29 protein-coding genes are annotated in these 25,160 nt (G+C 62.1%); 11 read left to right on the top strand and 18 right to left on the bottom strand.

The genetic code is table 11. The features are described 5' to 3' along the window. Position 1: 1 nt before the first annotated feature. Both R3E82_04680 and R3E82_04675 read right to left on the bottom strand, forming a co-directional pair. Positions 2 to 697 (bottom strand): ABC transporter ATP-binding protein, encoded by a 696-nt coding sequence (locus R3E82_04680; GenBank protein MEZ5550162.1) that lies wholly within the window; start codon positions 695 to 697, stop codon positions 2 to 4. Further along, positions 690 to 1,913, bottom strand: a complete 1,224-nt coding sequence (locus R3E82_04675) for a lipoprotein-releasing ABC transporter permease subunit (protein ID MEZ5550161.1) — start codon at positions 1,911 to 1,913, stop codon at positions 690 to 692. Before R3E82_04675 ends, R3E82_04680 begins: the two co-directional genes overlap by 8 nt. A 122-nt stretch (positions 1,914 to 2,035) precedes the next feature. Between R3E82_04675 and R3E82_04670 the strand changes: the two genes are divergently transcribed. Next, complete coding sequence (locus R3E82_04670) at positions 2,036 to 2,650, top strand: PilZ domain-containing protein (GenBank protein MEZ5550160.1); 615 nt, start codon at positions 2,036 to 2,038, stop codon at positions 2,648 to 2,650. Positions 2,651 to 2,838: 188 nt separating this feature from the next. Here R3E82_04670 and sthA read toward each other — a convergent pair whose 3' ends face one another. The 4 genes from sthA to R3E82_04650 form a co-directional block, all read right to left on the bottom strand. Further along, complete coding sequence (gene sthA, locus R3E82_04665; protein ID MEZ5550159.1) at positions 2,839 to 4,242, bottom strand: Si-specific NAD(P)(+) transhydrogenase; 1,404 nt, start codon at positions 4,240 to 4,242, stop codon at positions 2,839 to 2,841. Positions 4,243 to 4,308: 66 nt separating this feature from the next. Next, the gene (locus R3E82_04660) at positions 4,309 to 5,157 is read right to left on the bottom strand and encodes an HDOD domain-containing protein (protein MEZ5550158.1); all 849 of its coding nucleotides are present in this window, start codon (positions 5,155 to 5,157) and stop codon (positions 4,309 to 4,311) included. Positions 5,158 to 5,216: 59 nt separating this feature from the next. Further along, on the bottom strand, positions 5,217 to 5,471 hold the full coding sequence (gene nqrM, locus R3E82_04655) for a (Na+)-NQR maturation NqrM (protein MEZ5550157.1): 255 nt from the start codon (positions 5,469 to 5,471) through the stop codon (positions 5,217 to 5,219). Continuing rightward, on the bottom strand, positions 5,468 to 6,631 hold the full coding sequence (locus tag R3E82_04650) for an FAD:protein FMN transferase (protein MEZ5550156.1): 1,164 nt from the start codon (positions 6,629 to 6,631) through the stop codon (positions 5,468 to 5,470). The genes nqrM and R3E82_04650 overlap by 4 nt, the downstream gene beginning before the upstream one ends. An 89-nt stretch (positions 6,632 to 6,720) precedes the next feature. On the opposite strand from R3E82_04650, the gene R3E82_04645 reads away from it, so the two are divergent. The 3 genes from R3E82_04645 to R3E82_04635 are packed head-to-tail and all read left to right on the top strand — an operon-like array spanning position 6,721 to position 8,341. Next, positions 6,721 to 6,924, top strand: a complete 204-nt coding sequence (locus R3E82_04645; protein MEZ5550155.1) for a hypothetical protein — start codon at positions 6,721 to 6,723, stop codon at positions 6,922 to 6,924. Between the two features lie 8 nt (positions 6,925 to 6,932). Continuing rightward, positions 6,933 to 7,535: a histidine phosphatase family protein gene (locus R3E82_04640; protein ID MEZ5550154.1), complete on the top strand. Its 603-nt coding sequence runs from the start codon at positions 6,933 to 6,935 to the stop codon at positions 7,533 to 7,535. Between the two features lie 35 nt (positions 7,536 to 7,570). Continuing rightward, positions 7,571 to 8,341: an enoyl-CoA hydratase-related protein gene (locus R3E82_04635; protein MEZ5550153.1), complete on the top strand. Its 771-nt coding sequence runs from the start codon at positions 7,571 to 7,573 to the stop codon at positions 8,339 to 8,341. A 71-nt stretch (positions 8,342 to 8,412) separates the two neighbouring features. Here the strand turns inward: R3E82_04635 and R3E82_04630 are convergent, their stop codons facing one another. Beyond that, positions 8,413 to 8,613 (bottom strand): hypothetical protein, encoded by a 201-nt coding sequence (locus tag R3E82_04630; GenBank protein ID MEZ5550152.1) that lies wholly within the window; start codon positions 8,611 to 8,613, stop codon positions 8,413 to 8,415. 249 nt (positions 8,614 to 8,862) lie between these two features. On the opposite strand from R3E82_04630, the gene R3E82_04625 reads away from it, so the two are divergent. Further along, positions 8,863 to 9,261: a rhodanese-like domain-containing protein gene (locus tag R3E82_04625; protein ID MEZ5550151.1), complete on the top strand. Its 399-nt coding sequence runs from the start codon at positions 8,863 to 8,865 to the stop codon at positions 9,259 to 9,261. Positions 9,262 to 9,306: 45 nt separating this feature from the next. Here R3E82_04625 and cysN read toward each other — a convergent pair whose 3' ends face one another. After that, the gene (gene cysN, locus R3E82_04620; GenBank protein ID MEZ5550150.1) at positions 9,307 to 11,202 is read right to left on the bottom strand and encodes a sulfate adenylyltransferase subunit CysN; all 1,896 of its coding nucleotides are present in this window, start codon (positions 11,200 to 11,202) and stop codon (positions 9,307 to 9,309) included. Then, on the bottom strand, positions 11,202 to 12,125 hold the full coding sequence (gene cysD / locus R3E82_04615) for a sulfate adenylyltransferase subunit CysD (protein ID MEZ5550149.1): 924 nt from the start codon (positions 12,123 to 12,125) through the stop codon (positions 11,202 to 11,204). The genes cysN and cysD overlap by 1 nt, the downstream gene beginning before the upstream one ends. A 279-nt stretch (positions 12,126 to 12,404) precedes the next feature. Between cysD and R3E82_04610 the strand changes: the two genes are divergently transcribed. Then, positions 12,405 to 12,998 carry a fused MFS/spermidine synthase gene (locus R3E82_04610; GenBank protein MEZ5550148.1) on the top strand — a complete coding sequence of 198 codons (594 nt, stop codon included), beginning with the start codon at positions 12,405 to 12,407 and terminating at the stop codon, positions 12,996 to 12,998. Then, positions 12,995 to 13,915, top strand: a complete 921-nt coding sequence (locus R3E82_04605) for a fused MFS/spermidine synthase (protein ID MEZ5550147.1) — start codon at positions 12,995 to 12,997, stop codon at positions 13,913 to 13,915. The genes R3E82_04610 and R3E82_04605 overlap by 4 nt, the downstream gene beginning before the upstream one ends. A gap of 78 nt (positions 13,916 to 13,993) precedes the next feature. Here R3E82_04605 and R3E82_04600 read toward each other — a convergent pair whose 3' ends face one another. Next, on the bottom strand, positions 13,994 to 15,517 hold the full coding sequence (locus R3E82_04600) for an AMP-binding protein (protein MEZ5550146.1): 1,524 nt from the start codon (positions 15,515 to 15,517) through the stop codon (positions 13,994 to 13,996). Between the two features lie 68 nt (positions 15,518 to 15,585). Continuing rightward, on the bottom strand, positions 15,586 to 15,993 hold the full coding sequence (gene msrB, locus R3E82_04595; GenBank protein MEZ5550145.1) for a peptide-methionine (R)-S-oxide reductase MsrB: 408 nt from the start codon (positions 15,991 to 15,993) through the stop codon (positions 15,586 to 15,588). Positions 15,994 to 16,155: 162 nt separating this feature from the next. On the opposite strand from msrB, the gene R3E82_04590 reads away from it, so the two are divergent. Both R3E82_04590 and R3E82_04585 read left to right on the top strand, forming a co-directional pair. Then, the gene (locus R3E82_04590; GenBank protein ID MEZ5550144.1) at positions 16,156 to 17,478 is read left to right on the top strand and encodes a pyridoxal phosphate-dependent aminotransferase; all 1,323 of its coding nucleotides are present in this window, start codon (positions 16,156 to 16,158) and stop codon (positions 17,476 to 17,478) included. A gap of 28 nt (positions 17,479 to 17,506) precedes the next feature. After that, on the top strand, positions 17,507 to 18,016 hold the full coding sequence (locus R3E82_04585; GenBank protein ID MEZ5550143.1) for a hypothetical protein: 510 nt from the start codon (positions 17,507 to 17,509) through the stop codon (positions 18,014 to 18,016). Positions 18,017 to 18,022: 6 nt separating this feature from the next. On the opposite strand, the gene R3E82_04580 is transcribed toward R3E82_04585, so the two are convergent. The 6 genes from R3E82_04580 to tusA are packed head-to-tail and all read right to left on the bottom strand — an operon-like array spanning position 18,023 to position 22,372. Further along, a complete protein-coding gene (locus R3E82_04580; protein ID MEZ5550142.1) occupies positions 18,023 to 18,940 on the bottom strand; it encodes a class I SAM-dependent methyltransferase in 918 nt (305 codons plus the stop codon). Beyond that, positions 18,933 to 20,060: an ATP-NAD kinase family protein gene (locus R3E82_04575; GenBank protein ID MEZ5550141.1), complete on the bottom strand. Its 1,128-nt coding sequence runs from the start codon at positions 20,058 to 20,060 to the stop codon at positions 18,933 to 18,935. The genes R3E82_04580 and R3E82_04575 overlap by 8 nt, the downstream gene beginning before the upstream one ends. Further along, on the bottom strand, positions 20,057 to 21,148 hold the full coding sequence (locus R3E82_04570) for an NAD(P)/FAD-dependent oxidoreductase (protein ID MEZ5550140.1): 1,092 nt from the start codon (positions 21,146 to 21,148) through the stop codon (positions 20,057 to 20,059). The genes R3E82_04575 and R3E82_04570 overlap by 4 nt, the downstream gene beginning before the upstream one ends. After that, on the bottom strand, positions 21,145 to 21,678 hold the full coding sequence (locus R3E82_04565) for an elongation factor P hydroxylase (GenBank protein MEZ5550139.1): 534 nt from the start codon (positions 21,676 to 21,678) through the stop codon (positions 21,145 to 21,147). The genes R3E82_04570 and R3E82_04565 overlap by 4 nt, the downstream gene beginning before the upstream one ends. After that, the gene (locus tag R3E82_04560) at positions 21,675 to 22,139 is read right to left on the bottom strand and encodes a gamma-glutamylcyclotransferase family protein (protein MEZ5550138.1); all 465 of its coding nucleotides are present in this window, start codon (positions 22,137 to 22,139) and stop codon (positions 21,675 to 21,677) included. The genes R3E82_04565 and R3E82_04560 overlap by 4 nt, the downstream gene beginning before the upstream one ends. Positions 22,140 to 22,141: 2 nt before the next feature. After that, entirely contained in the window at positions 22,142 to 22,372 is a 231-nt protein-coding gene (tusA, locus tag R3E82_04555) for a sulfurtransferase TusA (GenBank protein ID MEZ5550137.1), read from the bottom strand. A gap of 296 nt (positions 22,373 to 22,668) precedes the next feature. Here tusA and R3E82_04550 point away from each other — a divergent pair, with 296 nt between their 5' ends. After that, positions 22,669 to 24,048: a hypothetical protein gene (locus R3E82_04550; GenBank protein ID MEZ5550136.1), complete on the top strand. Its 1,380-nt coding sequence runs from the start codon at positions 22,669 to 22,671 to the stop codon at positions 24,046 to 24,048. 16 nt (positions 24,049 to 24,064) lie between these two features. On the opposite strand, the gene R3E82_04545 is transcribed toward R3E82_04550, so the two are convergent. Continuing rightward, positions 24,065 to 24,445: a hypothetical protein gene (locus R3E82_04545; GenBank protein ID MEZ5550135.1), complete on the bottom strand. Its 381-nt coding sequence runs from the start codon at positions 24,443 to 24,445 to the stop codon at positions 24,065 to 24,067. Between the two features lie 64 nt (positions 24,446 to 24,509). Between R3E82_04545 and R3E82_04540 the strand changes: the two genes are divergently transcribed. Continuing rightward, positions 24,510 to 25,112, top strand: coding sequence for a hypothetical protein (locus R3E82_04540; GenBank protein MEZ5550134.1), 603 nt, complete (start codon positions 24,510 to 24,512; stop codon positions 25,110 to 25,112). The last annotated feature ends 48 nt before the right edge of the window (positions 25,113 to 25,160 follow it).

Raw genomic sequence — 25,160 nt, 5'->3', positions numbered from 1 at the left:
CTCAAGTGACCACCCCATCGTGCATCTGCAGGACCCGATGCACCCCCTGCAGCATGTCCTGATCGTGGGTCACGATCACGAAACCGGTACCCCGTTCGTCTGAGAGTTCGTACATGAGCGCGAAAACCTGCTCCGCGTTCTGCCGATCGAGATTTCCCGTGGGTTCGTCCGCCAGTACAACAGCAGGCTCCGTGACCAGCGCACGGGCAACCGCAACCCGCTGCCGCTCGCCACCGGACAGCGCGGCCGGTCGATGTGACAGCCGTGCGGCCAGACCCACCCTGGCCAGCAGATCGGCGGCCAGGCGCTGGGCCTGAGTGTTGCTCATGCCCCCCAATCGCAGGGGCATGGCGACGTTTTCCAGTGCGGAGAATTCCGGCAGAAGGTGGTGAAACTGATAGACGAATCCCATATGCGCATTGCGGATGCGTGCCCGCTGTGCCGGTCCGGCTTGAGTCAGATTCTGTCCGGCAACCAGCACGCAGCCGGAGTCCGGTTCATCGAGTCCGGCGAGCAGGTGCAGCAGCGTGCTCTTACCCGAGCCGGAGCGTCCGATGATGGCAACCCGTTCCCCCGCGGTGACAGCAAAACTCGCACCGCGCAATACCGGCACCGCATCCGGGCCCTGGTAATAGGTCTTGGTGAGGCGATCGGCGATCAGCACTGCCCCGCTTGCCACCCCTGTCAGATCACTCATGCGCGAGCACCTCGGAAGGCCGCAGCAGAGCCGCACGCCAGGCTGGATAGAGCGTGCCGGCCACACAGAGCACCAGCGCGGTGACCGCGATACCCAGCAGATCCTGGGGAATTACCCGCACGGGCAGATAGCTCACAAAGTACTGATTCATCAGATCGAGGGAGAATGTCGCGCTGATCCACCCATAAAACTCCGGTAGAGACAGAGCGCAGGCAACGCCCACAAGCATACCGAGTGCGATTCCGGCAACACCCAGACAGACACCGAGCAGGACAAAGGCCCAGACAATGGTGCCACTGTCGCACCCCAGAGTGCGGAGAATGGCGATATCTCCATCTCTCTGATCCACAACCATGACAAGTGTCGACACCAGATTGAACGCAGCGACGGCGACCAGAAAAGACAGCAGTACGAACATGGTTGTCTTCTGCACACCGATCGCGTGATAGAGCGTGCCGTGTGTACGCATCCAGGTGCGGGAAAAGACCCGCTCCGGACCGATCACATGCACTGCAGCGGCAGCAACTTCGGATGCGTCGAACAGATCGTCCAGTCTCAGCTGAAAGCCATGCACCCGATCTCCGAGTCGGAACAGACGCTGGGCATCCTCCTGATGGATATAGGCGGCCCGGGAATCGATTTCCGAACGGGAACTGATGATCGCGCTGACACTGAATCGTTTCTGGCGCGGAAAGATCCCCGCAGGCGTCATCAGCGCCGAAGGTAATACCAGGGTGACACTGTCGCCCACCTCTACCCGCAGAACGTTCGCCACACCACTGCCAAGCCAGACCTGAAAGCGGCCCGGTTCGAGCACTCCACCCGCAGTGAAAGTCGACACCGCAGAAACCGACCCGTAGGAATCCGGATCTATTCCAGCGATCAGCACACCACTCTGCCGATCGCTCACCGCGGCAAGCCCCGCTCCCTGAATGAATGACGCGACTCCAGCGACGCCCGGTATCGTGCGCAATGCATCGAGGTCGGCGGCGTCCACCACCAGAGCTTCCCGGGCCTGCAGGGTGACATGGGGCAGCAGTCCCAGCAGCCGGGTACGCAATTCCCGCTCGAAGCCGTTAATCACGGAAACCACGATAACCAGTACAGCGACACTCAGCGCGAGCCCGAGCAGGGCCACGCTGCTGATGAAAGAGATGGAACTGCGGCGGGAAAACGCATAGCGCCAGCCAACACCGAAGGCAACGGATCTGATCAAAATGCAAACTGCTTGCAGGCGAGGCCCCATGGTACCGCGGACCGCGGGGGTAGACACAAGCAGCCCGTCTCGCCTGACCCGGGCCTGCGGGCAGGTTGGCCGGTCGCTGCTAGACTTTATACATGTCTGCTGCAAAGTCAGTATCGCCACCCCCTCCGGACGATCGACGGGCCTCGCTGAGAGTCCAGGCCCGGCTGCCTTTCCAGTGGCAGCCCCTTGCCTCGAGAGAGGAACTCAAGGATCTGATTACCCGCTGGGGACTCGCCCACCATCTGGAGATCCAGCAGTCGCTGGCGACCCTGGATGGGCAACTGGAGCGCGCGATGCACGACGTTCGCGATCCTGCCGTCACCACCGTGCTGCGGCTGCTCGACGACAAACTCGACCTGATTGCACGATCAGTACGGCAGGATGTGGAGCGGCAGATTCCAAGGGCGGTTGACATCGAGTTGAGCGCTGAAGGCATGGCTTTCAATCATCCCAGCCCACTGCCGGTCGGCACCCTCATCGGCGTACACCTGGTCCTGCCGGCGCAGGGTCCATCCGGCGTGTTTCATCTGCTGTGTACCGGTCGCACCACGGCGGCCGGCGTCAGACACCCGGGCAGCGCCACCGTCTCTTCCATTCAGTCTGCAACCGGCGATGGCAATCACCTGGGCGTGCAGTTCCTCGATCTCCCGCCAGCGGCGAGCCGTCGACTGACCCGTTTTGTCATTTCCACCCAATCTACCGCCTGACACACAGCTGTCACCAGCGTGCCGCTGCAGCTACGGGCCGCTTGATATCACGGGTGACGGCCATACGCACCGAAGCACAGCCACAAATCTCGGAAGGGTTTTGCAGGCGTGGGCGAGGACCTGCTGTACCGGGCCGTGTAGCGAGGCCGAGTACGGCTGTTTGACTTGCGGGCTGCCCGCACGGATCGTCACGCCGCCGTGCGCCGTCCGGCATCCAGCGCACCGGCCACCTGCAGGGCGGCGACCCGGTAGCTTTCCCCGTAGGTCGGGAAGTTGAAGCAGTTTTCGATGTAGGTATCGACGCTCGCGCCGTGTATGAGACCCATCTGCCCGATATGGATCAGCTCCGTTGCCTGGGCGCCGACGATGTGAATACCCAGGATTTTCCGATCCCTGCCGACGACCAGCTTCAGCAGTCCGCGTGTCTGTTCGGCGATGTGGCCCCGGGCAATCTCGTCAAAGTGCGCAATGCCGGTCACACAGTCAGGATCCTGCGCACGGGCCGCAGTTTCGGTCAGACCCACACAGGCAAGTTCCGGCACGGCATAGATGCCGGTGGGTATCCAGTCTCCCTGGCGACCCGGATCGATGCCCAGCACAGCACAGGCGACCCGACGACCCTGCTCCATGGAGGCAGACGCCAAAGACGGCGGACCGATTACATCACCCGCCGCATAGATGCTGGGGACCGCAGTTCGACCTGAAGCATCCACTTCGATCAGACCGCGGGCATCGAGCGACAATCCGGCGTTTTCTATTCCCAGGCCCTGGACCTGGGCTATCCGGCCCTGGGCACAGAGCAGTTTATCGCTGCGCAGAGTCCGACCGTCGGCGAGTTGAGTTTCAACCGCGCCCAGCGCGTCGACACCACAACCGGTCACTTCAACTTCACCGACAAACTCGCCACCGCCGGCTTCGAATGCTTCGAGAAAACGACTGGTGAGATCCGCATCGAGGAAACCCAGCGGGCGCGGAAACCGGTCCACCAGGGTCACCTTCACGCCGAGTAACGAGAAGATCGACGCATATTCACAGGCAATCACACCGCCACCCAGTACCACGAGACTTTCCGGCAGATAGGCGAGCGAAAGGATCGAATCGCTGTCATAGATGGCTTCATGATCCACAGCGATCTGAGCAGGATGTCGGGGTTTCGAGCCGCTGGCGATCAGCACATTCGCGGCACGGAATGATTCCGAATGACCGTCCACGAACCGGACGTTCAACTCGGTCGGACTGGTGAAGCCCGCCCGCCCGTGAACGATCGCAACGCCGTTGCGCTTGAGTTGAGTGCGCATGTACTGATCGTGGGTGCTGAGCACGTCGGTCATCTCACCAATCAGACCCTGCACACCACCACTGCCAGCAGGCAGCACGATATCCATACCCGCCAGCCGGCGCAGTGCCTGGGCCTGGGACATCGCCCGCTCGCGCAGGGCCTTACTGGGGATCGTGCCGAACTGCACACAGGCACCCCCGACCTGGCGCAGCTGTTCACAGACCGCCACCCGCAGGCCACCCTTGGCAGCCTGAATTGCCGCTTTCTGCCCGGCGGGGCCGGAGCCGACAATGAACAAATCGAAAGCTGTCACTGGACCATCCTCAATCCGTTTCCACCGGAGCACCGGCGTCGGCACCGCTGCCCGCGGTGAGCCTGTCTAAAGGCTCATGGACTCCATCGATTCCCGGATGCTGTCGAGCTTCTCCAGCACCTTTTCCACATCTTCCGGGTACAGGTTCAGATGCTGTGTGGAAGGCAGCGCGATAACCTCATTGATGAGTATGGTGCGAGTGCACATCCAGCGTCCGAGTGCGACTCCGGTCGCTGCAACAGCCACGGCATCCATCGCATCCCCGGCTGTTTCGAAATGGTCGAGATGAGCGATGGTCACGGGCACGAGGTCCGGCAGCTTCCATTCGATGGCGAGCCGTTCACCGGCCAGGGGAGCCAGTTCTTTGAGCAGCGGCTCAACCCGCGCAAGGTCCAGTCCACTACAGAGGTCGCCGAGGCGATGCAGAATGAGTGGTACGCCGATGTTGTGGAGCAGCCCGCACAGATAAGCCATTTCCACATTCTTCCGGCAGGCCCTGGCAACCTCTTTCGCCCACAGGCCCGCGGCCAGACCGGTGCGCCAGTTTTCGTCCAGCAGACTCTGAAAATGACCGGGTCTGAAAAGCGCACCTTTCAACGACGCAGAAAGGGCAATCTCCCGGATCCGCTCCATCCCGAGTCGGGCGATGGCCTGCTGCAGCGCGACGATCTCGATAGCTCCACGGAAAGCGGGAGAATTGACCACCCGCAGGACGTGGGTCGCCAGTGCCTGATCCTGCTGAATCAGTTCCGCCAGGCGGGCGGCATCCGAGCGCTCGTCCAGCGAACTGGACAGCACCTCGGCGGCGACATGCGGGAGCAGGGGCAGCTCTATCCTGCCCTGCACCACTTCGTCTCTGAGTTGGGAACCGATGTCTGCCAGAGCGGCAGCATCTACACCCTTTGCTTGGATCATGAAGTCTGGATTCGACTGGTGCTTCAACTAAGCATAGTCGACATTCCGGCGGGCGCAGATCAGCGGGTGTCGGCGTCCTCAGATGGATCGTACTGCACCGGTGCGGTACGACGGCGCGTACTACGGGCAGTCGGAGCACCACGTTCAGAGTCGCAGCGGTTCGGATCTCCGCCACAGACTTCGCAATCCACGTCCAGGCCGAGCGCTTTCATGCCACCGCAGCTCCCGGCTATGGGCCGGCGTCCGAAAATCACGCCGACGGCCATACCGGCAACCAGCAGCAGCATGGCGACAAAGGTGAGTACGAGGGTCATTGGGCGTCTACGAGGTATTCATACATGGGCTGAGTATAACGCGCTTCGAAGCCCCCCTGGGTATGGATCAGCAGATAAACGGCAAGAGCGCGCGCTTCGGCGAAAGCGAGCGCCTCCACCGGCCCGAGCACGTTGAGTGCCGTCGCATAGGCGTCCGCCATCATGGCACTGGCATGGATCACCGTCACCGAGGCCAGTCCATGGACCACCGGAGCCCCGGTGCGGGGATCGATGGTGTGGGAGAAGCGATGCTGGTCGAACTCGACAAAATTCCGGTAGTCACCCGAGGTGGCGACCGCCCGATCATGCAGCACCAGGACCTTCTGCACTCCGCCCCACTGTCCGGCTTCCGGGGTTTCCACACCGATCCGCCAGGCCGTGCCGCCGGGATTGGACCCCAGCACTCTCACCTCGCCACCCACATCCACCAGGTAGTCGGTACATCCGGAACGATCCAGCAGCCCGGTGAGCCGATCCACGCCATGCCCCTTGGCGATGGCAGACAGGTCCACGTACAGACTCCGATCTTTGCGCAGGGCGGGCGGATCGGGCCGCACGGACAGAAAGCGGTAACCCACCTGCCGACGGGCGGCCGCAACCGCATCGGGTCCCGGCGGCACCACCGCCGCAGAACCCCGGGCGCCTTCCGGCGTTTCTGTTCCTTCCGCACCATCCGCACCATCCGCACCAGGAACAGGTTGCGGCGCAGCAGATTTCGGACCGAAGCCCCACAGATTTACCAGGGGCCCCACGGTCACATCAAAGGCACCGCCACTCTCCTCGCTGACCCGGGCAGCCGCGGCCACCACCTCCGCAAGCTCCGCAGATACCGGGAACCAGTCACCGGGGGGACTCGAGTTGAAGCGCGACAACTCCGACGCCGGGTCGTAGGTGGACATCGCCGCGTTTACGGCGAGGAGTTCGTCAGTGACCGCGGCCTTGAGGACCGCCACCGGCGTATCACAGCGGGCGGTGACCTGGTACCGGGTCCCCATCGTGGGTCCGGTCAGCCGAAGGTATTCCCGCTCAGCCGAGCAGCCGCTAACTGCCAGCGAGATCAGCCAGCCGGCGAACGCCAGTCGCCGCCGCTGTAACTGTCGGAAACCCGGCGCGCGCGCCGGGGCCCGTGTCAGGAATCCATCGTTTTCCAAGGTGCTCATGAATTCGAATTACCAATGCGGCACAAAATTGCCGTGCCGGAACTATCAAAGCGTGACCCATTTCGCACAAAATGTCCGCTCACACGAGAGTGAGGACTGAAGCCATCGACACGACGACCCGACTGCCAGTCATTGCTCCGGCATTGTCCCGGCAGGAAGTCGTGCCGGTCCAGAGCATCGCACCGCGCCTGCGCTTCAGCCGCCGCACCACGAGACCCTCACCCTATCCGCTGGCGGGACGCCTGTCCGAAACGGGCCCGCGGGTCGGGCAATATCTCGACATCCGGGTCTGAGGCCAGCCATGGCCTCGCTCCTGCTTCTGCGCCATGGTCAGATTCTCGCCAATCGGCGCGGTCTCTGGCACGGCTCGACCGACAGCGCGCTCACCTGGCGTGGAATACTGCAGGCCCGGAGGACGGCTCGACACCTCGCCAGACATCATCCCGGACTCAGTGCGATCTACAGCAGCCCGCTTGCGCGCTGCCGACAAACCGCGGAACAGGTCGGACACCGTCTCGATCTGCAGCCTCTGGTCTGCGAAGATCTCCGGGAGTACGCCATAGGTGACTGGGAAGGCACACCCTTTCAGGTTCTCGCGAGCGAACACGACTTCGTCGGCCGGACGATCGCAGATCCGGCCTTCGCACCACCCGGGGGTGAGTCGCTGAGCCAGGTGGCAGAGCGTATCGTGGCGGCAATCCGGCAGATTCACGAGCAGCATGAAACAGACGCCCAGGTGCTGGTGGTGGGTCATGGTGCTGCCCTGGCGATTGCACTGAGCAGTCTTATCGATTCGAGTCCCGCGCGCTGGATCGACTACCACTTCGCCAACTGCAGCCTCACCGAACTCGTGCTTTCTCCGTCGCCCTACGTTAACTTCTTCAATTCGACACAACATCTGTAGCCGGTTCTCTGCCGGTACCGCAACGGAGACGAGCCATGCCCGAATACTGTCTGGTCGACAAGCGCGACCACATCATGACCGTGACACTCAACCGGCCCGATCGACTGAACGCCCTGCATCCGCCCGCGAACGCCGAACTGGGTGCTGTTTTCGATGATTTCGCTGCAGACGATGACCTCTGGGTTGCCATCATCACCGGCAGCGGCCGCGCCTTCAGTGCCGGGAATGACCTGCGTTACCAGGCGGAAGGGGGAGAACGCGTGCCCACACCGCGTGGATTCGGCGGTCTGTCCTCACGCTTCGACCTGACCAAACCGGTGATCGCAGCGGTAAACGGGGCGGCCATGGGCGGCGGTTTCGAGATCGCCCTTTCCTGCGATCTGATCATCGCATCGGACAGAGCCACCTTTGCCCTGCCCGAGCCCAAAGTAGGTCTCGCTGCCCTGGCCGGCGGACTGCAGCGACTGCCCCGCCAGATCGGCTCCAAGCGTGCTCTGGGAATGATTCTGACCGGCCGCCATGTGCCCGCTGCGGAGGGATTGAGTCTGGGCTTCGTCAACGAAGTGGTACCCCACGATGAACTGATCGACGCTGCGCGTCGCTGGGCCACGGACATCTGCGCCTGTGCACCCCTGTCTATCCGTGCCAGCAAAGACGTGGTGTACAGATCGCTGAGCATCGCTTCGCTGGAAGAGTCCATGCGCGAGCCCTACGACAGCGTGAAAGCCATGGTCAGGAGCGAGGACTTCGTGGAAGGTCCCCGGGCGTTCGCTGAAAAGCGCGCGCCGAACTGGAAGGGTCGCTAAAGGCGGGATGGAATCCCGAGCGGGATGGAATCCCGAGCGGGATGGGAATCCCGACCCCGGTGCAGCGCCGGCTACTCCGCGGCTGCGAGCATCTGCGCCGTGCCGATCACATCGGCAACCATGGCCACCGCCAGGCAGACATCGTTGAGGGTTTCGTGCTCGCCGCGCACGGTCATCTCAGCGACGATTTCCGCCCGGGGGATGACCACATGGAGAAGATCGGGTGTGGTCGTGAACTGTTCCGGATAGCTCGGGGCTGTGCGGTGGTTCATGTACTGCTCATACTCATGCCAACGTCGCAGGGAACACATCAGATTTCGTGCCAACATTACAGATATGGATTCATCCCATTGTTTTATTTAGCTTTTTTTACCTGTTTTTCGCGGCTCGACCGCGTCTGCCAGATGCCCAGACAGTGTCGAAAGTGACGCCACGGGTAAGCCCTGAGCATAGAACAGCAACCAACCCCGTCCACCGGGAACGGCCCGTTTAAGAGCCGAAGCCAGACCAAGGAGATCAGGATGCCCATCACCACCGGATACCGGAAACTGCTGGAAGCCGCCGAGGCGGAAATAGCAACCGTGACGCCCGATCAGGCTGTGGCGTGGCTCGACGACGATTCCGTGCAGTTCGTCGACATACGGGATCCCCGGGAACTCGAACGGGAAGGCAAAATCCCGGGCGCATTTCATGCGCCACGCGGCATGCTGGAGTTCTGGGTCGACCCGGAGAGCCCTTACTTCAAACCCGTATTCGGGGAGCAGAAGCGCTTCGTCTTCTACTGCCAGAGCGGCTGGCGCTCGGCGCTGACTACCCAGACCCTGCAGCGGATGGGACTGGAAAACGCCTGCCACGTTGGCGGCGGCTTCCGGGCGTGGAAAGAAGCCGGTCATCCCTGCGAAGCGGTACCGGCGCGCTGAAGGGCTGACAGCGGGCACCTGCCGCCGGACGTCTGACGCTGCGCGTCAGAGGCTGAGTACGCCGCGGGCCTCCAGCAGTTCGACAAGCCGATCAACGGAAGCCTCCGGCGTCTCATCTTCGGTGTGGAGGACAAGTTCCGCGGCTTCCGGTGCCTGATATTCCGAGTCGATCCCGGTGAAATTGGCGATCTCACCCGCCCGCGCCTTACGGTAAAGGCCTTTCGGGTCTCTTCGCTCACAGACTTCGAGGGGCGTATCGACGAAGACTTCGAGAAACTCATCCTCTCCAACCAGTTCACGCACCATGCGGCGTTCGCTGCGGAAGGGTGAAATGAAAGACACGATGGTGATCAGACCTGCATCCACCATCAGCTTCGCCGTTTCACCGACCCGGCGGATATTCTCCACCCGGTCTGCTTCGGTGAAACCGAGGTCCCTGTTCAATCCGTGGCGGACGTTGTCACCATCGAGCACGTAGGTGTGACGGTGCGCTTCGTGCAGGCGGGCTTCCAGCAGATTGGCGATCGTCGACTTGCCTGACCCGGACAGACCTGTGAGCCAGATGATGCACGGCTGCTGATGTTTGATCCGGGCGCGATGCGACTTGTCCACACTCAGCGCCTGCCAGTGCACGTTTTCCGCGCGCCGCAACGAAAAATCAAGCAGCCCCGCGCCCACTGTATCGAAACTCTGGCGGTCGATGAGAATGAAACTGCCCAGGGTGCGGTTTTCCGAGTACGGATCGAATGGAATCCGATCACTCAGACTCAGGTTGCCGACACCGATCTCATTCAGTTCGAGGCGCTTAGCCGGCTGGGTCTCCAGCGTGTTGACGTTCACCTTGTGCTTGAGTTCGGTAACCACGCAGGGCACGGTCCTGGCACCGGACTTCAGATAGTACTGCCGACCCGGATACAGGGGCTGTTCCTGCATCCACAGCAGATGCACGGCGAACTGATCCGAGGTCTGACAGGGCGACTGGGCGGCGGCTATGACATCACCCCGGCTCACATCCACTTCGTCTTCAAGCACCACAGTGATCGCCTGACCCGGGATTGCCTGGGCCAGGTCGCCATCCCGGGTCACAAGCCGCGCCACGCTGGTTGCCGTGCCCGCTGGCAGTATGCGCACACTGTCACCGGGTGCCACCCGCCCCGAAGCAACCGTGCCACTGAAGCCACGAAACTCCGAGTTGGGTCGATTGACCCACTGCACCGGCAGGCGGAACGGCTGCTGCTCGATTTCCTGAAAGACATTCACGGTTTCGAGATGCTCGAGCAGCGTCGGTCCCTGATACCAGGCCATGTGCTCGCTGGCTACCGTGACGTTCTCGCCCTTCAGCGCCGAGATGGGAATCGCACAGATGTTGAGCGCGCCGAGTCCCTCGGCGAATGCCCGGTAGTCGGCGACGATCTCATCGAAGCGCGTCTGGTCGTAGTTCACAAGATCCATCTTGTTGACGGCAAGCACCACCTCACGAATACCGAACAGCGAGGCGATATAGCTGTGGCGGCGGGTCTGGGTGAGCACCCCTTTGCGGGCGTCGACCAGAATCACCGCGAGTTCGGCGGAAGAGGCGCCGGTGGCCATGTTGCGCGTGTACTGCTCGTGGCCCGGCGTGTCGGCAACCACGAATTTGCGGCGATCCGTTGCGAAGAACCGGTAGGCGACATCGATGGTGATGCCCTGCTCACGCTCCGCCGCCAGACCATCGACCAGCAGTGCAAAGTCGATTTCGCCAGCCTGGGTACCGATCCGGCGGCTGTCCGCTTCCAGCGTTGCGAGCTGGTCTTCGAATATCTGTTTCGCATCGTAAAGGAGACGACCGATCAGCGTACTCTTGCCGTCGTCGACACTGCCACAGGTGAGAAATCGCAGAGTGGATTTAGCGGCCTGCTCGGTCAGGAAGGTCTCAATGTCTGCAGAGATCCGGGCAGCCATCAGAAGTAGCCCTCCTGCTTTTTCTTCTCCATCGATGCAGCGGTGTCATGGTCAATCGCCCGCCCCTGCCGTTCGGAAGTCCGGGCTACCAGCATTTCCTCGATGATGCCGGTGAGGGTATCCGCGGTGCTTGCCACCGCGCCGGTCAGCGGATAACACCCCAGCGTACGGAAGCGGACCATCCGCATCTCCGGCTGCTCGCCCGGCTGCAGGGGCAGCCGATCATCGTCCGCCATGATCAGCATGCCGTCGCGTGCCACCACCGGTCGCGGCTTTGCGAAATACAGAGGCACGATGGGAATATTTTCCTGATGGATGTACTGCCATATGTCGAGTTCAGTCCAGTTCGACAGGGGAAACACCCGGATCGATTCGCCTTTGCGCACCCGCCCGTTGTAGAGCTGCCACAGTTCCGGCCGCTGATTCTTCGGATCCCAGCGATGCTGCGCGTTGCGGAAGGAGAAAATACGCTCCTTGGCCCGGGACTTCTCCTCGTCTCTGCGGGCACCACCGAAGGCGGCATCGAAACCGTAGCGGTCGAGCGCCTGCTTCAAAGACTGGGTCTTCATCACATCGGTATGCACCGACGCTCCGTGGGTGAAAGGGCCGACACCGGCCGCCACGCCGTCCTGATTGATGTGCACGATCAGATCGAGGCCGAGCTCGGCCGCCAGACGGTCACGGAATTCAATCATTTCCCGGAACTTCCAGGTGGTGTCCACATGCAGCAGCGGGAACGGCGGTCGGGACGGATAAAAGGCCTTCATCGCCAGATGCAGCATCACCGAGGAATCCTTGCCGATGGAGTACAGCATCACCGGATTCTCGCTCTCGGCGAGTACCTCGCGCATGATGTGGATGCTCTCGGCTTCGAGACGCTGGAGGTGGCTCAGCTGGGTGCCGGGGGAGTGATTCTGGGACATGGCTGCGGCGGGGCGCTGTGTATGTGGACCCGAGGCATTAGATCGAAGCAGCAGCGTCAGCTCAACAACCATGTTGTTAAATGCATATAGCCCTTTGTACACTCCGGCGCGCGTTTCCGCAGCGGGTCGCGGGTCGCGGATCGCGGATCGCGAAAAAAGAAAACGTACCCCGACCTGCTCGTCATCGGGTTGATCCGGCAACCTCGGCCTGAGTCCGTGGTCAGATAGTGGTAAGCAGACTCAGTGTTACGATCTAACCCATTGAATTAGTTGAACAATATGCCTCTGATAATCTACTGCCTGGCCTTCACGGGCGGGTTTGTGATCATGTCCCTTGAGCTGCTCGGCGGACGCCTGCTGGCGCCCTATTTCGGCAGCAGCATCTATGTCTGGGGCAGCATCATCACCGTATTCATGCTGTCACTGGCGCTGGGCTATCTGTTTGGCGGTCGCTGGTCGCTCAATCATCCTTCGATGCGACGCTTTTCACTCATCTTTCTCGCCGCCGCCCTGCTCCTCACGCCGCTGGTGTACTTCAGCGAGGAGGTGATGATCCTGATCTTCGAACGGATCGAGGATCCGCGTTATGGCTCATTGCTGGCAGCAAGCGCGCTCTTCATCGTCCCGACCATCATCCTCGGTATGATCTCCCCGTACTCGGTCCGTCTGCTGGTGAGCTCCACCCACACCTCCGGGCAGGTCGCCGGCTTTCTGTATTTCGTGTCCACCATGGGCAGTGCCCTGGGCACTCTGGCCACTTCGTTTTACTTTGTGCTCTGGTGGGAAATGAACACCATCCTTTTCGGACTGGCCGGCACCCTGCTGGCGATGTCGATTCTGGCGCAGATTGCCGGAACGGGGCGCCGCTCATGATCACGGCGGAAAAACCTGTTCTGCGGCGGGGACACAGTCTGCTGCTGATACTGCTTGCCCTTCTGCCTGTGCTGCCCATGCAGGCGGAAGCCCGCATCATTCATCGCGAACGGTCCCTGTACAGCACCATTCTGGTGGATCAGCAGGGTTCGCTGATCTGCCTGCAGTTCTCGGTACGGCAGGATCAGCGCAATCAGTCCTGCCTCGATCGCAGAGATCCGCGCAAACTTGTCTTCGGCTACGCGAAGATGATGCTCTCCGGACTGCTGCTCAACCCGGATCCGCAGCGTATTCTCATCATCGGACTGGGTGGCGGCACTCTCCCTGTCGCACTTGCCGAGCTTTACCCGTCAGCCAGGATCGATGTCGTGGAAATCGACCCGTCGGTTAAAACCGTGGCGGAGACCTACTTCGGTTTCGCGGAGACGGAACACATGCGGGTGCTGCTCCAGGACGGCAGGGTCTTCACCAAGCGCGCAATTACACGGGGCGAACACTACGACCTGATCCTGCTCGATGCCTTCAACGGCGATTACATTCCCGAGCATCTGATGACCCGGGAATACCTGGAAGAAACACGCAACCTGCTCTCACCCGGCGGGGTCGTGGTGGCTAACACCTTCGCCATCAGCGATCTCTATGATCACGAATCGGTGACCTATCAGGCGGTCTTCGGCCCGTTCTTCAACGTCACCGAAAATACCTCCGCCAACCGCATCATCATCGCCACCACGGGCGAACTGCCCGACCGCGCTCTGCTCGATGAGCGTGCGCGCGCACTGTCGGCGAAGCTGCTGCCATACGACATGCGGATCGGCAGCTACCCGCGGCAGTTCAGTACCCGCATCGACTGGAACGAGGATGCCCGGCTGCTGACCGATCAGTACGCACCAGCCAATCTGCTCCGCGAGCAGTAGGTCTGATCGGCATCGGCCACGCTGGGTGAATCCTTCCGGGATTTTTGGCCTGGTATCGCAATTCGTTCCGGGTGGCGGTCAGGCCTTCTGCCAGTACTCGTCCTTGAGCAGTCGCTTGTAGAGCTTGCCCGTCGGGTGACGCGGCAGCTCCGCCCGGAAATCGACCGAGCGCGGACATTTCATGTGGGATAGCTGTTCCCGGCAGTAATCCATCAGTTCGAGTGCGAGTTCCGGGGTCGCCAGAGACATGTCTCTGGGCTGCACCACCGCCTTGACCTCTTCGCCGAACTCTTCGTTCGGCACACCGAACACCGCCACATCGATCACCGCAGGATGGGTGATGAGCACGTTCTCCGCTTCCTGCGGGTATATGTTCACCCCGCCTGAGATGATCATGAAATGTTTGCGGTCGGTCAGGTAGAGATAACCGTCTTCGTCCAGATAGCCCACGTCGCCCAGTGTGCTCCAGCCCTTCGGATGTCGCGATCCCCGGGTCTTCTCATCGTCCTTGTAGTACTCGAACTCTCCGCCACCACCGAAGTAGATGGTCCCGGACTCGCCGATGGGCACTTCGTTGAATTCGTCATCACATACGTGCAGTTCGCAGTTCAGCGGTCGACCCACCGAGCCTTTATGGGCGAGCCATTCTTCGGAGTTCAGCTGCACGAACCCGTTGCCTTCGGTACCGGCATAATATTCGTAGATCACCGGCCCCCACCACTCGATCATCTGCTCCTTTACCGGAATCGGACAGGGTGCCGCGGCGTGTATCGCGCATTTCAGGGAAGAGACATCGTACCTGAGCCGCACCTCATCGGGCAGCTTCAACATGCGCACGAACATGGTTGGTACCCACTGACTGTGGGTGATCCGGTACCGCTCGATACACTGCAGCGCGAACTCCGCCTCGAAATGCGCCATCACCACCACCCGTACTCCGTGCCGCAGCAGACCCATCGTGAAAGCCAGCGGTGCCGCGTGATACAGCGGTGCCGGTGACAGATAGATGGAATTCTCATCGGCTCCATACAGGGCGCTCATCAGGTTAATGTCCAGCCCTTCCCCATAGCCGGTTTCCGGCAGGGGCTTTTTTACGCCCTTCGGATAGCCGGTGGTGCCGGATGAATAGAGCATCGCCATGCCTTCCTGCTGGTCGGCGATCGGCGTCTTCGGCAGCTTCGAGGTGGCCGCTTCCCAGGACTCGAATCCTGCCGCTTCCCCGTCAATCATGTAGCTGCGCATGACATTCGGCATCCTGCCGACCAGGGGTGTAACCACTTCGCGGCGCGCCGCAGAGGTGATGAATACCTTCGCTTCGCAGTTGTTGACGATGTATTCGACTTCCGCCTGCTGGAGACGCCAGCTGATGGTCGTGTAATAGAGACCGGATCGTTGCGCCGCCCAGCACAACTGAAAATAGCGCGGATGATTTTCGAGCAGAATGGCGATGTGGTCGCCGCGCCTGAGTCCCAGCGACCGGAACAGATGCGCGCCCTGGTTCGCGGCTGCTTCGAGTTCGCCGCAGGTCACGTTCACACCGGACTCCGCCATGGTGTAGGCGATCTTGTCCGGTTCCCGTGCGGCAATGATTCCTGGATGCACTGGTGTCTCTCCCGTTGAGTTAAAAAACTGCCGTTCGCGCTGCGACCGGTCTGAAAGTGTCGGTCGTTCTACTCGTCCGCCTTATCTGCCGGATCGAGTCTGAGTGAGGCTGAATTCATACAGAAGCGCAGACCCGTCGGCTTCGGTCCATCCGGAAACACGTGGCCGAGATGGGCGTCGCAGGCGGCACAAAGTACCTCGGTACGCTCCATCATCATGCTGTGATCCGCCTGAGTGGTGACCGCCTGCGGATTCACGGGTGCGTAAAAGCTCGGCCAGCCGCTGCCGGAGTCGTACTTGGTCCCGGAATCGAACAGTGGCTCTCCGCAGCCGCGGCAGCGATACAGTCCCGGCGTCTTGGTGTCCCAGTACTCCCCGGTAAACGCCCGCTCAGTCCCGGCACAGCGCATGACTTCGAATGCCTGGGGATCGAGCTCTTCACGCCACTGGTCGTCACTTTTGGTCACTTTAGCCATGTCATTTCTCTTCGAGTCGAATCTTTCAGTTAGTCTGTCTCCGGCGGTCGCGCTGAACCGCAGCCGGGCCCTGCTTGCGGCCGGTGCCTGACCGGAGTGAGCCTGCTACTATTCATCGTAACGGCCGACCATTCAAGTACGGACAGACGGGCAGAGAAGGAAATGGAATCGAAGAGCGCTGATCAGACAGTTACACCCCTTTCACAGCACGCTCCGCATCCCCCGCGCGCACCGCACGGCCATCGTGAGGCCCGGAAACTGGCCCCGGGCGACCACGTGATCCTGAAGTCCCGCAAGCTCGATGATGTCTGTTACGACATTCGCGGACCCGTGCTGGCCGAAGCGCACAGGCTCGAAGAAGAAGGCCACCGGGTGATGAAGCTCAATATCGGCAACCCGGCCCCGTTCGGCTTCGAGGCACCCGAAGAAATTCTCCGGGATGTGATTCACCATCTTCCCGAATCCCAGGGTTATTCGGACTCCAAGGGTATCTACAGCGCCCGTAAGGCCGTCATGCAGTACTGCCAGCAGATCGGCATCCCCAATGTGGACGTCGACGATGTCTACATCGGCAACGGTGTATCCGAGCTGGTGGTCATGAGCATGCAGGGTCTGCTCGACAATGGTGACGAGGTGCTGATCCCTTCCCCCGACTATCCATTGTGGACAGCAGCTGTGCGACTTGCGGGCGGCACGCCCGTGCACTATCGCTGCGACGAAGGGGCCGGCTGGGCACCCGATATGGCAGACATGCGAGCGAAGATCAGCCCGCGTACCCGGGCCGTGGTGGTGATCAACCCCAACAACCCCACGGGTGCCGTCTATGGTGCCGATGTTCTGCACGACATCGTGGACCTTGCCCGCAGCCAGGATCTGGTGGTCTTCGCAGATGAGATTTACGACAAGATCCTCTATGACGGTGCCCGTCACATTCCGCTCGGCTCCCTCGCGGAAGACCTGCTGGTGATCACGCTCAACGGCCTGTCGAAAACCTACCGGGTCGCAGGCTTCCGGACCGGCTGGATGGTGGTCAGCGGCGCCAAGCATCGCGCGCGCGATTATGTGGAGGGACTGGATATTCTCGCCTCGATGCGGCTGTGTCCGAACGTGCCGACTCAGCATGCAATTCAGACCGCGCTCGGCGGCTATCAGAGTATCGAGGAATATCTGCATCCGGGCGGCCGGCTCTACGATCAGCGTGTGTGGGCCTGGGAGCGGTTGAACGAAATCGACGGCATCAGCTGTGTGAAACCTGCCGGTGCGCTCTATCTGTTTCCCAGAATCGATACGGCCCGCTTCAATATCCGCAACGATCAGCAGTTCGCGCTCGATCTGCTGCGCCAGGAAAAAGTGCTCATCGTGCAGGGAACCGGCTTCAACTGGTCCGAGCCCGATCACTTCCGGATCGTCTTCCTGCCCCGGATCGAAGATCTGGATGAAGCCCTCGGCCGTCTCGAACGCTTCCTGAGAACCTATCGTCAGTAGTTGAACTGCCGCCGGGGCGCCCTCAGCAGTGAGCGATATCAACGTCGATGATTTCTACAAGGACGCAGCCCGGGCACTGGTGACTCTGTACAGCGTCTTCCCGCGGCGTCACACCCTGTTCGTGGAGGACGTCTGTGGTCCCCAGGAGCCGGATGAGTTCGGCGTGCACGGCAACCGGCATCTGGCCTGCTTCCATGCGCTGCTGTGGCTCGCCGAGGAAGGGCTGATCCGCTACGCGGACACCATTCGCCAGGAGGCCCTGGATCAGGTTGTGCTGACCGGGCGGTGCTTCACTCTGCTGTCCGCATCGGCCCCCGAACTTTCAGCGGAATCCGTGAGTGCGCCGGAATCCGGGATCGCGTCTGACGGCGGTGCTGCGGCGCCATCGACAACCACCGATGCACTGCCACCCTCCGTCCGTCTCGAGCGATCGACACGCATCAGCGTTTTGCGCGCTGCCCTGAAAAGCCGTTCCTCCCTGCAGGTCCGGAACGTCATGCTGAACCTGCTCGAGCAGTCGACCCGACCGGGACACTGAATACTTTCAGCGATCGAAGCGGAAATGCCCGATCTTCAATCCCCGCTCAGGCTGCCGGTCCGGAAAATCTTCGCTCACCGGCAGGTACCCCACGAAACGACAGGACGGGCAGCGACGCGCCATCTGGCTCTCCAGAAAATCCGCATCCAGAAAGGGTGAGTTCAGGCAGGCCAGGACATCCGCCCGCCCGTCTGCAAAGCCCGGCAGTCGCTTCAGCACCGCGGCGTAGTCCCGCCGGGCATCGAAGCTGCCTTTCTGGAAGGTCGGGGGATCGATGATGATCAGCCCGTAAGGCCCGAGCTTGCGTACCTTCCACCAGGACTTGAAGAGATTGTACGCCAGCATGCTCACCGTACGGGGATCCTGACCATTGCGCGCATGATTCTCACGGCCCCAGTCCAGCGACGGTTTACTCATGTCGTTGTTGACGACGTGTGTTGCCCCTCCGGCCTGGGCCGCCACGGAAAAAGCACAGGTATAGGCGAACAGATTGAGCACTTTGCGTCCACCCGCATGGGTGCGCACCCAGGCCCGTGTCGGTGCCATATCGAGGAACAGGCCGATGTTCTGATTGCGCAGAGGGCGCACCAGAAATTCAAGACCGGCCTCCCGTATCACCAGGGTGTCCGGAATCTCTCCGTACAGCACTTCGGCGACGGTGGCACGACCGCGGCGCAGCTGCACCGCCGCACCGAGGATGTCGGGGAAGCGTTCGCTGAGCTGCAGGGTCAGCGCTCGAGCCCCTGCCGCGTCCTCGCCGAAGCTGCTGACGAGCAGACGGCCGCCGAGGTAGTCGACGGTCAGATCGTCGAAGCCGGGATAGCTGTGACCCCGACCGTGAAAGAGTCGCACCGCGGCATCCGCAGCCACACCTGCGGCCAGTCGATCAGCGCAGCGGTCGAGGACGACGGAAAAATCACGCATGACCGGCAAGCCGGTAAAAAAGCCGGTCCTCGTACCCTGCGATGATCTCGATGAGCCCGGAAAACTCTGCATCGAGCACGGGATCATTGGTGTCCAGGAGCAGCGGTCTGCCATCCAGGGAGGCGAGTTTCGAGCGGGTACCCACCACGACCAGCGCTTCCCGACCCAGTCGACGCAGAAACTCCGGTGTCAGTTGCTGGTTGCCGCGCCCGATCAGGAAGCCCTGACCCCGGGTGAAACTCAGAATCACCTGGCCCTTCCCGACGTGGTCCATCAGCCAGCCGGCGTTGACATCCCTGGCTTCGACCACACCATCCCGCCAGACATCAAACCCGAGCAGCGTGCCTTGAAAACCCAGTGCCGTCTTGATGGCGGCGAGCGTGCTGCCCGGACCCAGTACAACGGCGTCGGACTGCCCGGTAATCAGTTCGCACAGGTAGGCGGCGATCTCCCCGACAGCGAGTGATTCATTCTCCCGGCCGCGCTCCTTGGTGTGCTGGAGATATCCGCCGGGTTCCGGCACGCGCAGCTCGCCAAAATAGCGCGGTCGCAGTTCCCCGCGGCGTAAGGCCTCCTCATCGAGATCGCGCACTTCGCGGCGCACGGCGCTGACAAGTCCGCCTTCCAGCAGCCGCACCAGCAGTTCGCCGGTGCGCTCCGGCGTGGTCGCAAACACCCCGGAATGCATCTTTACCCCGGCTGGAATGCCGAGCACCGGCATCCGATCCCCAACCGCCTCGAGTAAGTCCCGCGCCGTGCCGTCCCCGCCGCTGAAAACAAGCAGATCGACACCGGCCGCGCACAATGCCTGAGCGCTGACAATGGTGTCCCCGGGCCCGGATACCCCGGGTGTCACCCCCACCCGCTGGTAGCCGACGCCCGCCGCTTCCAGACAGTTCCCGCCCATCGCCCCGGCCGGGCTGTACCAGTCGGCACGGGCCGCTGCTGGGCCCATCGCCGCAAGTGTGCGCAACGTGCGCGCCGCCGAGCGTGGTTCACCACCCATGCCGCGCGCCGCTGTCTGGGTCTGCAAACCATCGCTGCCCTTCAATCCCACCGGACCCCCGATTCCGGCCACCGGATTGACGATGAGTCCGAACCTGAGCCTTCGCCCCGTCATGCCGGCTGCTCGAGCAGGGCACTCACATGGCGGGCGATCGCCAGGGATGCGGTCAGTCCTGGAGATTCGATACCGAGCAGGCTCACCAGCCCGGGCACACCATGCACCATTGGTCCGTCGATGCGGAAGTCGGCAGCCGTCTGCCCCGGGCCACTGATCTTCGGACGTACACCCACATAGTCCGGTTGCAGCCGGTGGGCGTCCAGTCCCGGAAAATAGCGGCGAATGGCTTTCTCGAACCCGGCCCGACGACTGTCGTCGAAGTGGTAGTCGACGTTCTCACACCACTCCACATCGGGACCGAATTTGACCTGCCCGGCCAGATCCAGCGTGACATGCACACCCAGTCCGCCGGGTTCGGCAATGGGATAGACGAGCCGCCTGAAGGGCGGCCGGCCGGCGTAGCTGTAGTAATGACCCCGGGCGAAGTAGGCACGCGGCGTGTCGGGCAAAAGTTGCCGGGTGAGGTCCGGTGCAGACAACCCTGCGCAGATCACCAGGGTGGCTACACCGAGCTCTTCTCCCGCAGCCCGCAGGAGAATCCTGTGATCCTTCAGCGCCAGAGACTCAACCGCAGTACCGAAGGCGATCATGCCCCCGTGCGCCTCGAGCTCTCCCTGCAGGCTCAGCATGTACGCGTGGGAGTCAATGATCCCGGTGGTGGGGGAATAGACCCCGGCGGCGGCTTTGACTTCCGGCTCCATCGCGCGTACCTGGGCGGCATCGAGCCACTCGAGCCGACCCACGCCGTTGACCTCGGCCTGACGCTGATAGGTTTCGAGCGCACCGATCTGGGTTTCATCCGCGGCGACGATGATTTTTCCGCAATTCCGGAACGGCACGGCGTGATTTTCACAGTACTCGTAAAGACGCGCTTTGCCTTCCACACACAGGCGCGCCTTGAGTGAGCCCTCAGGGTAATAAATGCCCGCATGGATGACCTCGGAATTGCGGGAACTGGTTTCCGAACCGGGCAGATTGTGGCGCTCGAGTACCACCACATCCCGCCCCTCCCGGGCGAGGTGTGCTGCGCAGGCAAGCCCGACGACCCCGGCACCGACAACCACGCAATCGAGATTCCCGCTCAACGCTGGAAGCCGGCTGCCGTGGTGCACCGGGGCCCCAGACTTTCTCTGAAGCGTTCGAAGCGTTGCCCGAGCTGTTGCGCACGCCGAGGCAGTCCGCCCGCTTCCAGACATCGTGCTCTTTCGGCCACAGCTTCGGAGAAAGCCGCTTCCTCAGCCGTGGTGATGTCGAAGTCATCGACACTGACCCGGAACGACAGGCCGCAGGCCCGGGCAAAGAGACTTTCCAGAGCCTGCACCGGGACTTCCGCGGCCATGAACTGTGCCTGCTGCACCCGGCTGCGTGGTGGCGGCTGATACCAGTAGCCATAGTCAATCTGGCTGCGGCGTTCGCGACCCGCCAGACACCAGTGTGCGAGTTCGTGCAGGGCACTGCGTGCATAATCCTGTGTGTAGCGGATCAGCGCCGGTGTGGCAGGACCTGCGGGCAGATACAGGGGCTCCGCCGCGCCACCGATCAGTCGGACCCCGTGCACGGGCCCGTCGTGGACATTGAAGCAACCGGCGATCTGGCGATCCGTCAGGCCAGTCACCGGTCCTCCTCACAGGACGTCCCGGCCAGCAGGGCAACATAGGCGGCAGAGAGGTAGGATCGACCGGCGAGCAGATGTTCGAGATAAGTTCGCGGTGGTTTGAGTCCAGCCACGCGCACCGCAGGATTCGCAAAATAAGTCCAGCTCCAGATCACCTGCCCGGAATTTCTCGCAGTGATCGCCACCATTTCCCGACTGTAGTTCACCGGCGTGTTTTCGAAGCGATCCATTTTGATGATCTCTTCGGGTGCCTCCAGCCAGTAGAGCACGCCTTCCACGTGTGAATCGCGGGCCAGTTCGACATTGGCATGCCCGGCACCCGGATGCGCAGTCGAGGTCTTGTCGAACAGCAGCCGGTACCCGGTGAGGATGCCGCCCTCGGCATGGGTGAAGCGGATGCCCCGCTCCCGTACCCGGGCGGGATTCATGTTTGAACCATAGGCGAAGTAACAGCCTGCCACCTTCAGCCTTTGCGGATCCGGTAGGTGTAAACGCCCGCGGCCGCCGATTGCTCGACAAGCTCGTGACCCATGAAGCGGCAGAAGTTGGTGAAGTCACGCCCGGTGCTCGGGTCGGTAGCCACCACTTCGAGGATCTCGCCGCTGTGCATTTCCCGCACCCGGTTGCGCACAAGCATCAGTGGCTCGGGACACACCAGTCCGGTTGTATCGAGTATCTGGGAAGGTTCATTCATGGGCGGGCGCCGATGGTAGCTCAAATCAACCGCGACCGGCACCAGACCTGGCCACAGGGCCGCTCAGGGGCCGGACTCCGGAGGCTCCCTTGACTTGCCAATTACCCGCTCGCAAACTCGAACCGACCTGGCAGTATGCAGTCTAACCAAGCGTTTCCGACCTTCAGACAGCGGCGGATCTACTTGCTGGCGAAGGTGGTGCCCCGTGCCCGGTGTCGGGAGACGTGCACCGGCCGCCAGATCGGGATCGGGCTGGATGCGGGTCAGGTTGTACCTGGTTCAAGCGCTTGAGACGGATGCCCAAAGAAATCAACAGAATCATCGGCAGAGTCGGCAGCACCTTCATGGCGGGGGCTGCCCTGTTGTGGTGCGGGACCACGAGCGGTGCTGAGTCAGCCGCTCTACCAGCTCCGGCAGACGCCGCGGAAGCCTCGATTGCAGACATCCTGGGTGAGACCGATGCTGACCTCGTGCAGATTCAGTCCCAGATCGAAGCCGGTGAATACGATATCCCCAGAGCCTGGCTTAAGCTGAAGATCGATGAGATCGAAAACCAGACCCACCGCTTCGATCCGGCCCTGGTGAGACCGATCACTCTGCTCGGCGATATCCAGGCGCGCGAGGGGGACTATACGGGCGCCCTGGACACCTACGGTCGCGCCGTACACCTCGAGCGGGTAAGCGCCGGGCTGGTGTCCCCGGGCCAGGTGGACATCGTCTACCGGGAAGCGGAGGTGTACCGGGCATTAGGCGACCTCAAGGCCGCCAATGAGCGGGAAGAATATGCCTATCACGTGTTGACTCGAGCCCATGACAGCTACGACGAAGCCCTGCTGCCCGGCATCTACCATCTCGCACAATGGTATACGTCTACTCACAACATCTATGCGGCCCGCGCCCTGTATCAGCAGGCCATCGCCATCCTGGATGCCAATGGTAAAGGCCTCGACCGCGCGGCCATCCGCCCGTTGAGCGGACTTGCGAAGACTTATCAGCTGGAGCGCTTCCCGCCCTTTTACGTGAGCGCCAGCGACGAGAGCGTCTACTCGACCGGCATACCAAGCCGCACCTCGGATCTCCATGCGCCGATCGTGATCAACAACTTTCCCGCGGGCGAAAGTGCCCTGCAGGCGATCGTGCAGATTCACCGGGACCTGGGCGACGAAGTACCCGTCGTAGCCGAGGCCATCATCGACCTTGCGGACTGGTATCTGCTGTTCGACAAGTCGCGTCGGGCCTTTCCTCTGTATCAGCATGCCTATGAACTGCTGGAAAGCCAGGAAGCAGGCTCGGGCGCCGCCTTCTTCGCTGAGCCCCAGCTGCTGTATTTTCCGGACCCTGGAGATCCGAAGCCATCGAACGCACAGGCTACGAACGTCGCACAGGGCCATGTGAGCCTGATGTTCAATCTCACGGACGAAGGAGAAATCCGCGATCTGCGCACTGTGGCTTCGGAACCTGAGGGCATGATGGAATTCCGGGTGCGTAAGAGCATGCGCATTGCGCGGTATCGCCCACCGCTGCTGAACCAGGTGCCCCAGCCGAGCACGGATGTCACGCTCGTCCACAAATTCAGTTACTACCCCCAGCTGGTGGCTGCAGACACTGCCCGTCCGGAAACGGCGGAACCAGCAGCCACAACGGCGGAACAGATCACCCGGGAGCCCGCACCCTGATGCCTTCAGTCCGGGTTCAGTTTGGGACTGCTAAGCTCACGAGGGTGCGGAGGAGGCAAACAAATATGCGGAATTCACTGACAAAGGTTCCGGGTACAACCCGAAAGACGGCAGGTCTGTTAGAGGTCCTGACCCTCGTGTCGCTGGTCGTGCTGGTCACTGCCTGTTCCTCCAGCAGCAGTCCGCCGCCACCGCCACCGAGCAGTCCGAGCACGCCCAGCAGTCCCAGCAGCATGCCGCCCGGTTCACCTGGCTCATCACCTTCCCAGCCGGGCAGCAGCGCACCACCCGGAGCACCGCCTTCCTCGGGTACACCCAGTGGCAGCCAGACACCTTCGGCGCCCGGACAGACGCCGTCAGGCACCCCGCCCGGGGCGCCCGGCAGCACCGCCGGCACACCCTCTCCGGGCGGTCAGACTCCCGGTACGCCACTTCCCGGCGGATCGATTCCCGGTGTTCCGATGCCCGGCGGGACCCTGCCGGGCGCCACGCCCGGGGCTCCCGGCAGCACGGCCGGTACCCCGTCCGGTGCCGAAGACAGCGGCAGCTGGGAGGATGGCCTTCCCGGCAGCGGCAACGACGGCTGGGAAACCAGCAATCAGATTCCCGGGGTGGGTTCAAACCCGATTCCGCCGATGCCCTCGGAACGGGGTCTGCCACCCGGCGGACAGGAGGGTTCCGGAGGTACTGGTGCAGACCAGGAACTGGACAAAGCACTGGAAGATTTTGACGGCGGCATACTGGCCGAGCGGGATATCATCCGGACACGCTCAAATGAAACGGCAGGCACTTCCGGAGTTCCCGCCCGGCTGCCAGCCGGGTCCACTGCAGACAGCCAGGCAGAATCGGGCAGCACCACCAGTGCTCCCAGGGGTGTTCCCTCCCAGCGCTCCGCGCCCCCCGGACCCGTGGCCGGTGCCGGTGGAGCAGTTCCTGAAGACATTCCCGACGCCAAGGACGACGACATCATTGCGCGGCAGTTGCGGGAAGCGGCGATGAATGAAGCGGATCCTGAGCTGCGCGAAAAACTCTGGGAGGAATACCGTCGCTATAAAGGTGCATGATGAGCCTGCGCACTCCGTGGAACCCGTGGTTTAGAGTGTGGTACCCGC

This window comes from Pseudomonadales bacterium (assembly GCA_041395945.1).
Lineage (GTDB): Bacteria > Pseudomonadota > Gammaproteobacteria > Pseudomonadales > Azotimanducaceae > SZUA-309.
The sequence above is the reverse complement of the archived record's forward strand: the minus strand, read 5'-3'. Positions and strand labels throughout refer to the sequence as shown.

Coding starts and splice junctions, on each gene's coding strand:
- R3E82_04680 (MEZ5550162.1), bottom strand. CDS start 697: ATGAGTGATCTGACAGGGGTGGCAAGCGGGGCAGTGCTGATCGCCGAT.
- R3E82_04670 (MEZ5550160.1), top strand. CDS start 2,036: ATGTCTGCTGCAAAGTCAGTATCGCCACCCCCTCCGGACGATCGACGG.
- R3E82_04660 (MEZ5550158.1), bottom strand. CDS start 5,157: ATGATCCAAGCAAAGGGTGTAGATGCTGCCGCTCTGGCAGACATCGGT.
- nqrM (MEZ5550157.1), bottom strand. CDS start 5,471: ATGACCCTCGTACTCACCTTTGTCGCCATGCTGCTGCTGGTTGCCGGT.
- R3E82_04650 (MEZ5550156.1), bottom strand. CDS start 6,631: ATGAGCACCTTGGAAAACGATGGATTCCTGACACGGGCCCCGGCGCGC.
- R3E82_04640 (MEZ5550154.1), top strand. CDS start 6,933: ATGGCCTCGCTCCTGCTTCTGCGCCATGGTCAGATTCTCGCCAATCGG.
- R3E82_04635 (MEZ5550153.1), top strand. CDS start 7,571: ATGCCCGAATACTGTCTGGTCGACAAGCGCGACCACATCATGACCGTG.
- R3E82_04630 (MEZ5550152.1), bottom strand. CDS start 8,613: ATGAACCACCGCACAGCCCCGAGCTATCCGGAACAGTTCACGACCACA.
- R3E82_04625 (MEZ5550151.1), top strand. CDS start 8,863: ATGCCCATCACCACCGGATACCGGAAACTGCTGGAAGCCGCCGAGGCG.
- cysN (MEZ5550150.1), bottom strand. CDS start 11,202: ATGGCTGCCCGGATCTCTGCAGACATTGAGACCTTCCTGACCGAGCAG.
- cysD (MEZ5550149.1), bottom strand. CDS start 12,125: ATGTCCCAGAATCACTCCCCCGGCACCCAGCTGAGCCACCTCCAGCGT.
- R3E82_04610 (MEZ5550148.1), top strand. CDS start 12,405: ATGCCTCTGATAATCTACTGCCTGGCCTTCACGGGCGGGTTTGTGATC.
- R3E82_04605 (MEZ5550147.1), top strand. CDS start 12,995: ATGATCACGGCGGAAAAACCTGTTCTGCGGCGGGGACACAGTCTGCTG.
- msrB (MEZ5550145.1), bottom strand. CDS start 15,993: ATGGCTAAAGTGACCAAAAGTGACGACCAGTGGCGTGAAGAGCTCGAT.
- R3E82_04590 (MEZ5550144.1), top strand. CDS start 16,156: ATGGAATCGAAGAGCGCTGATCAGACAGTTACACCCCTTTCACAGCAC.
- R3E82_04580 (MEZ5550142.1), bottom strand. CDS start 18,940: ATGCGTGATTTTTCCGTCGTCCTCGACCGCTGCGCTGATCGACTGGCC.
- R3E82_04575 (MEZ5550141.1), bottom strand. CDS start 20,060: ATGACGGGGCGAAGGCTCAGGTTCGGACTCATCGTCAATCCGGTGGCC.
- tusA (MEZ5550137.1), bottom strand. CDS start 22,372: ATGAATGAACCTTCCCAGATACTCGATACAACCGGACTGGTGTGTCCC.
- R3E82_04550 (MEZ5550136.1), top strand. CDS start 22,669: ATGCCCAAAGAAATCAACAGAATCATCGGCAGAGTCGGCAGCACCTTC.
- R3E82_04540 (MEZ5550134.1), top strand. CDS start 24,510: ATGCCCGGCGGGACCCTGCCGGGCGCCACGCCCGGGGCTCCCGGCAGC.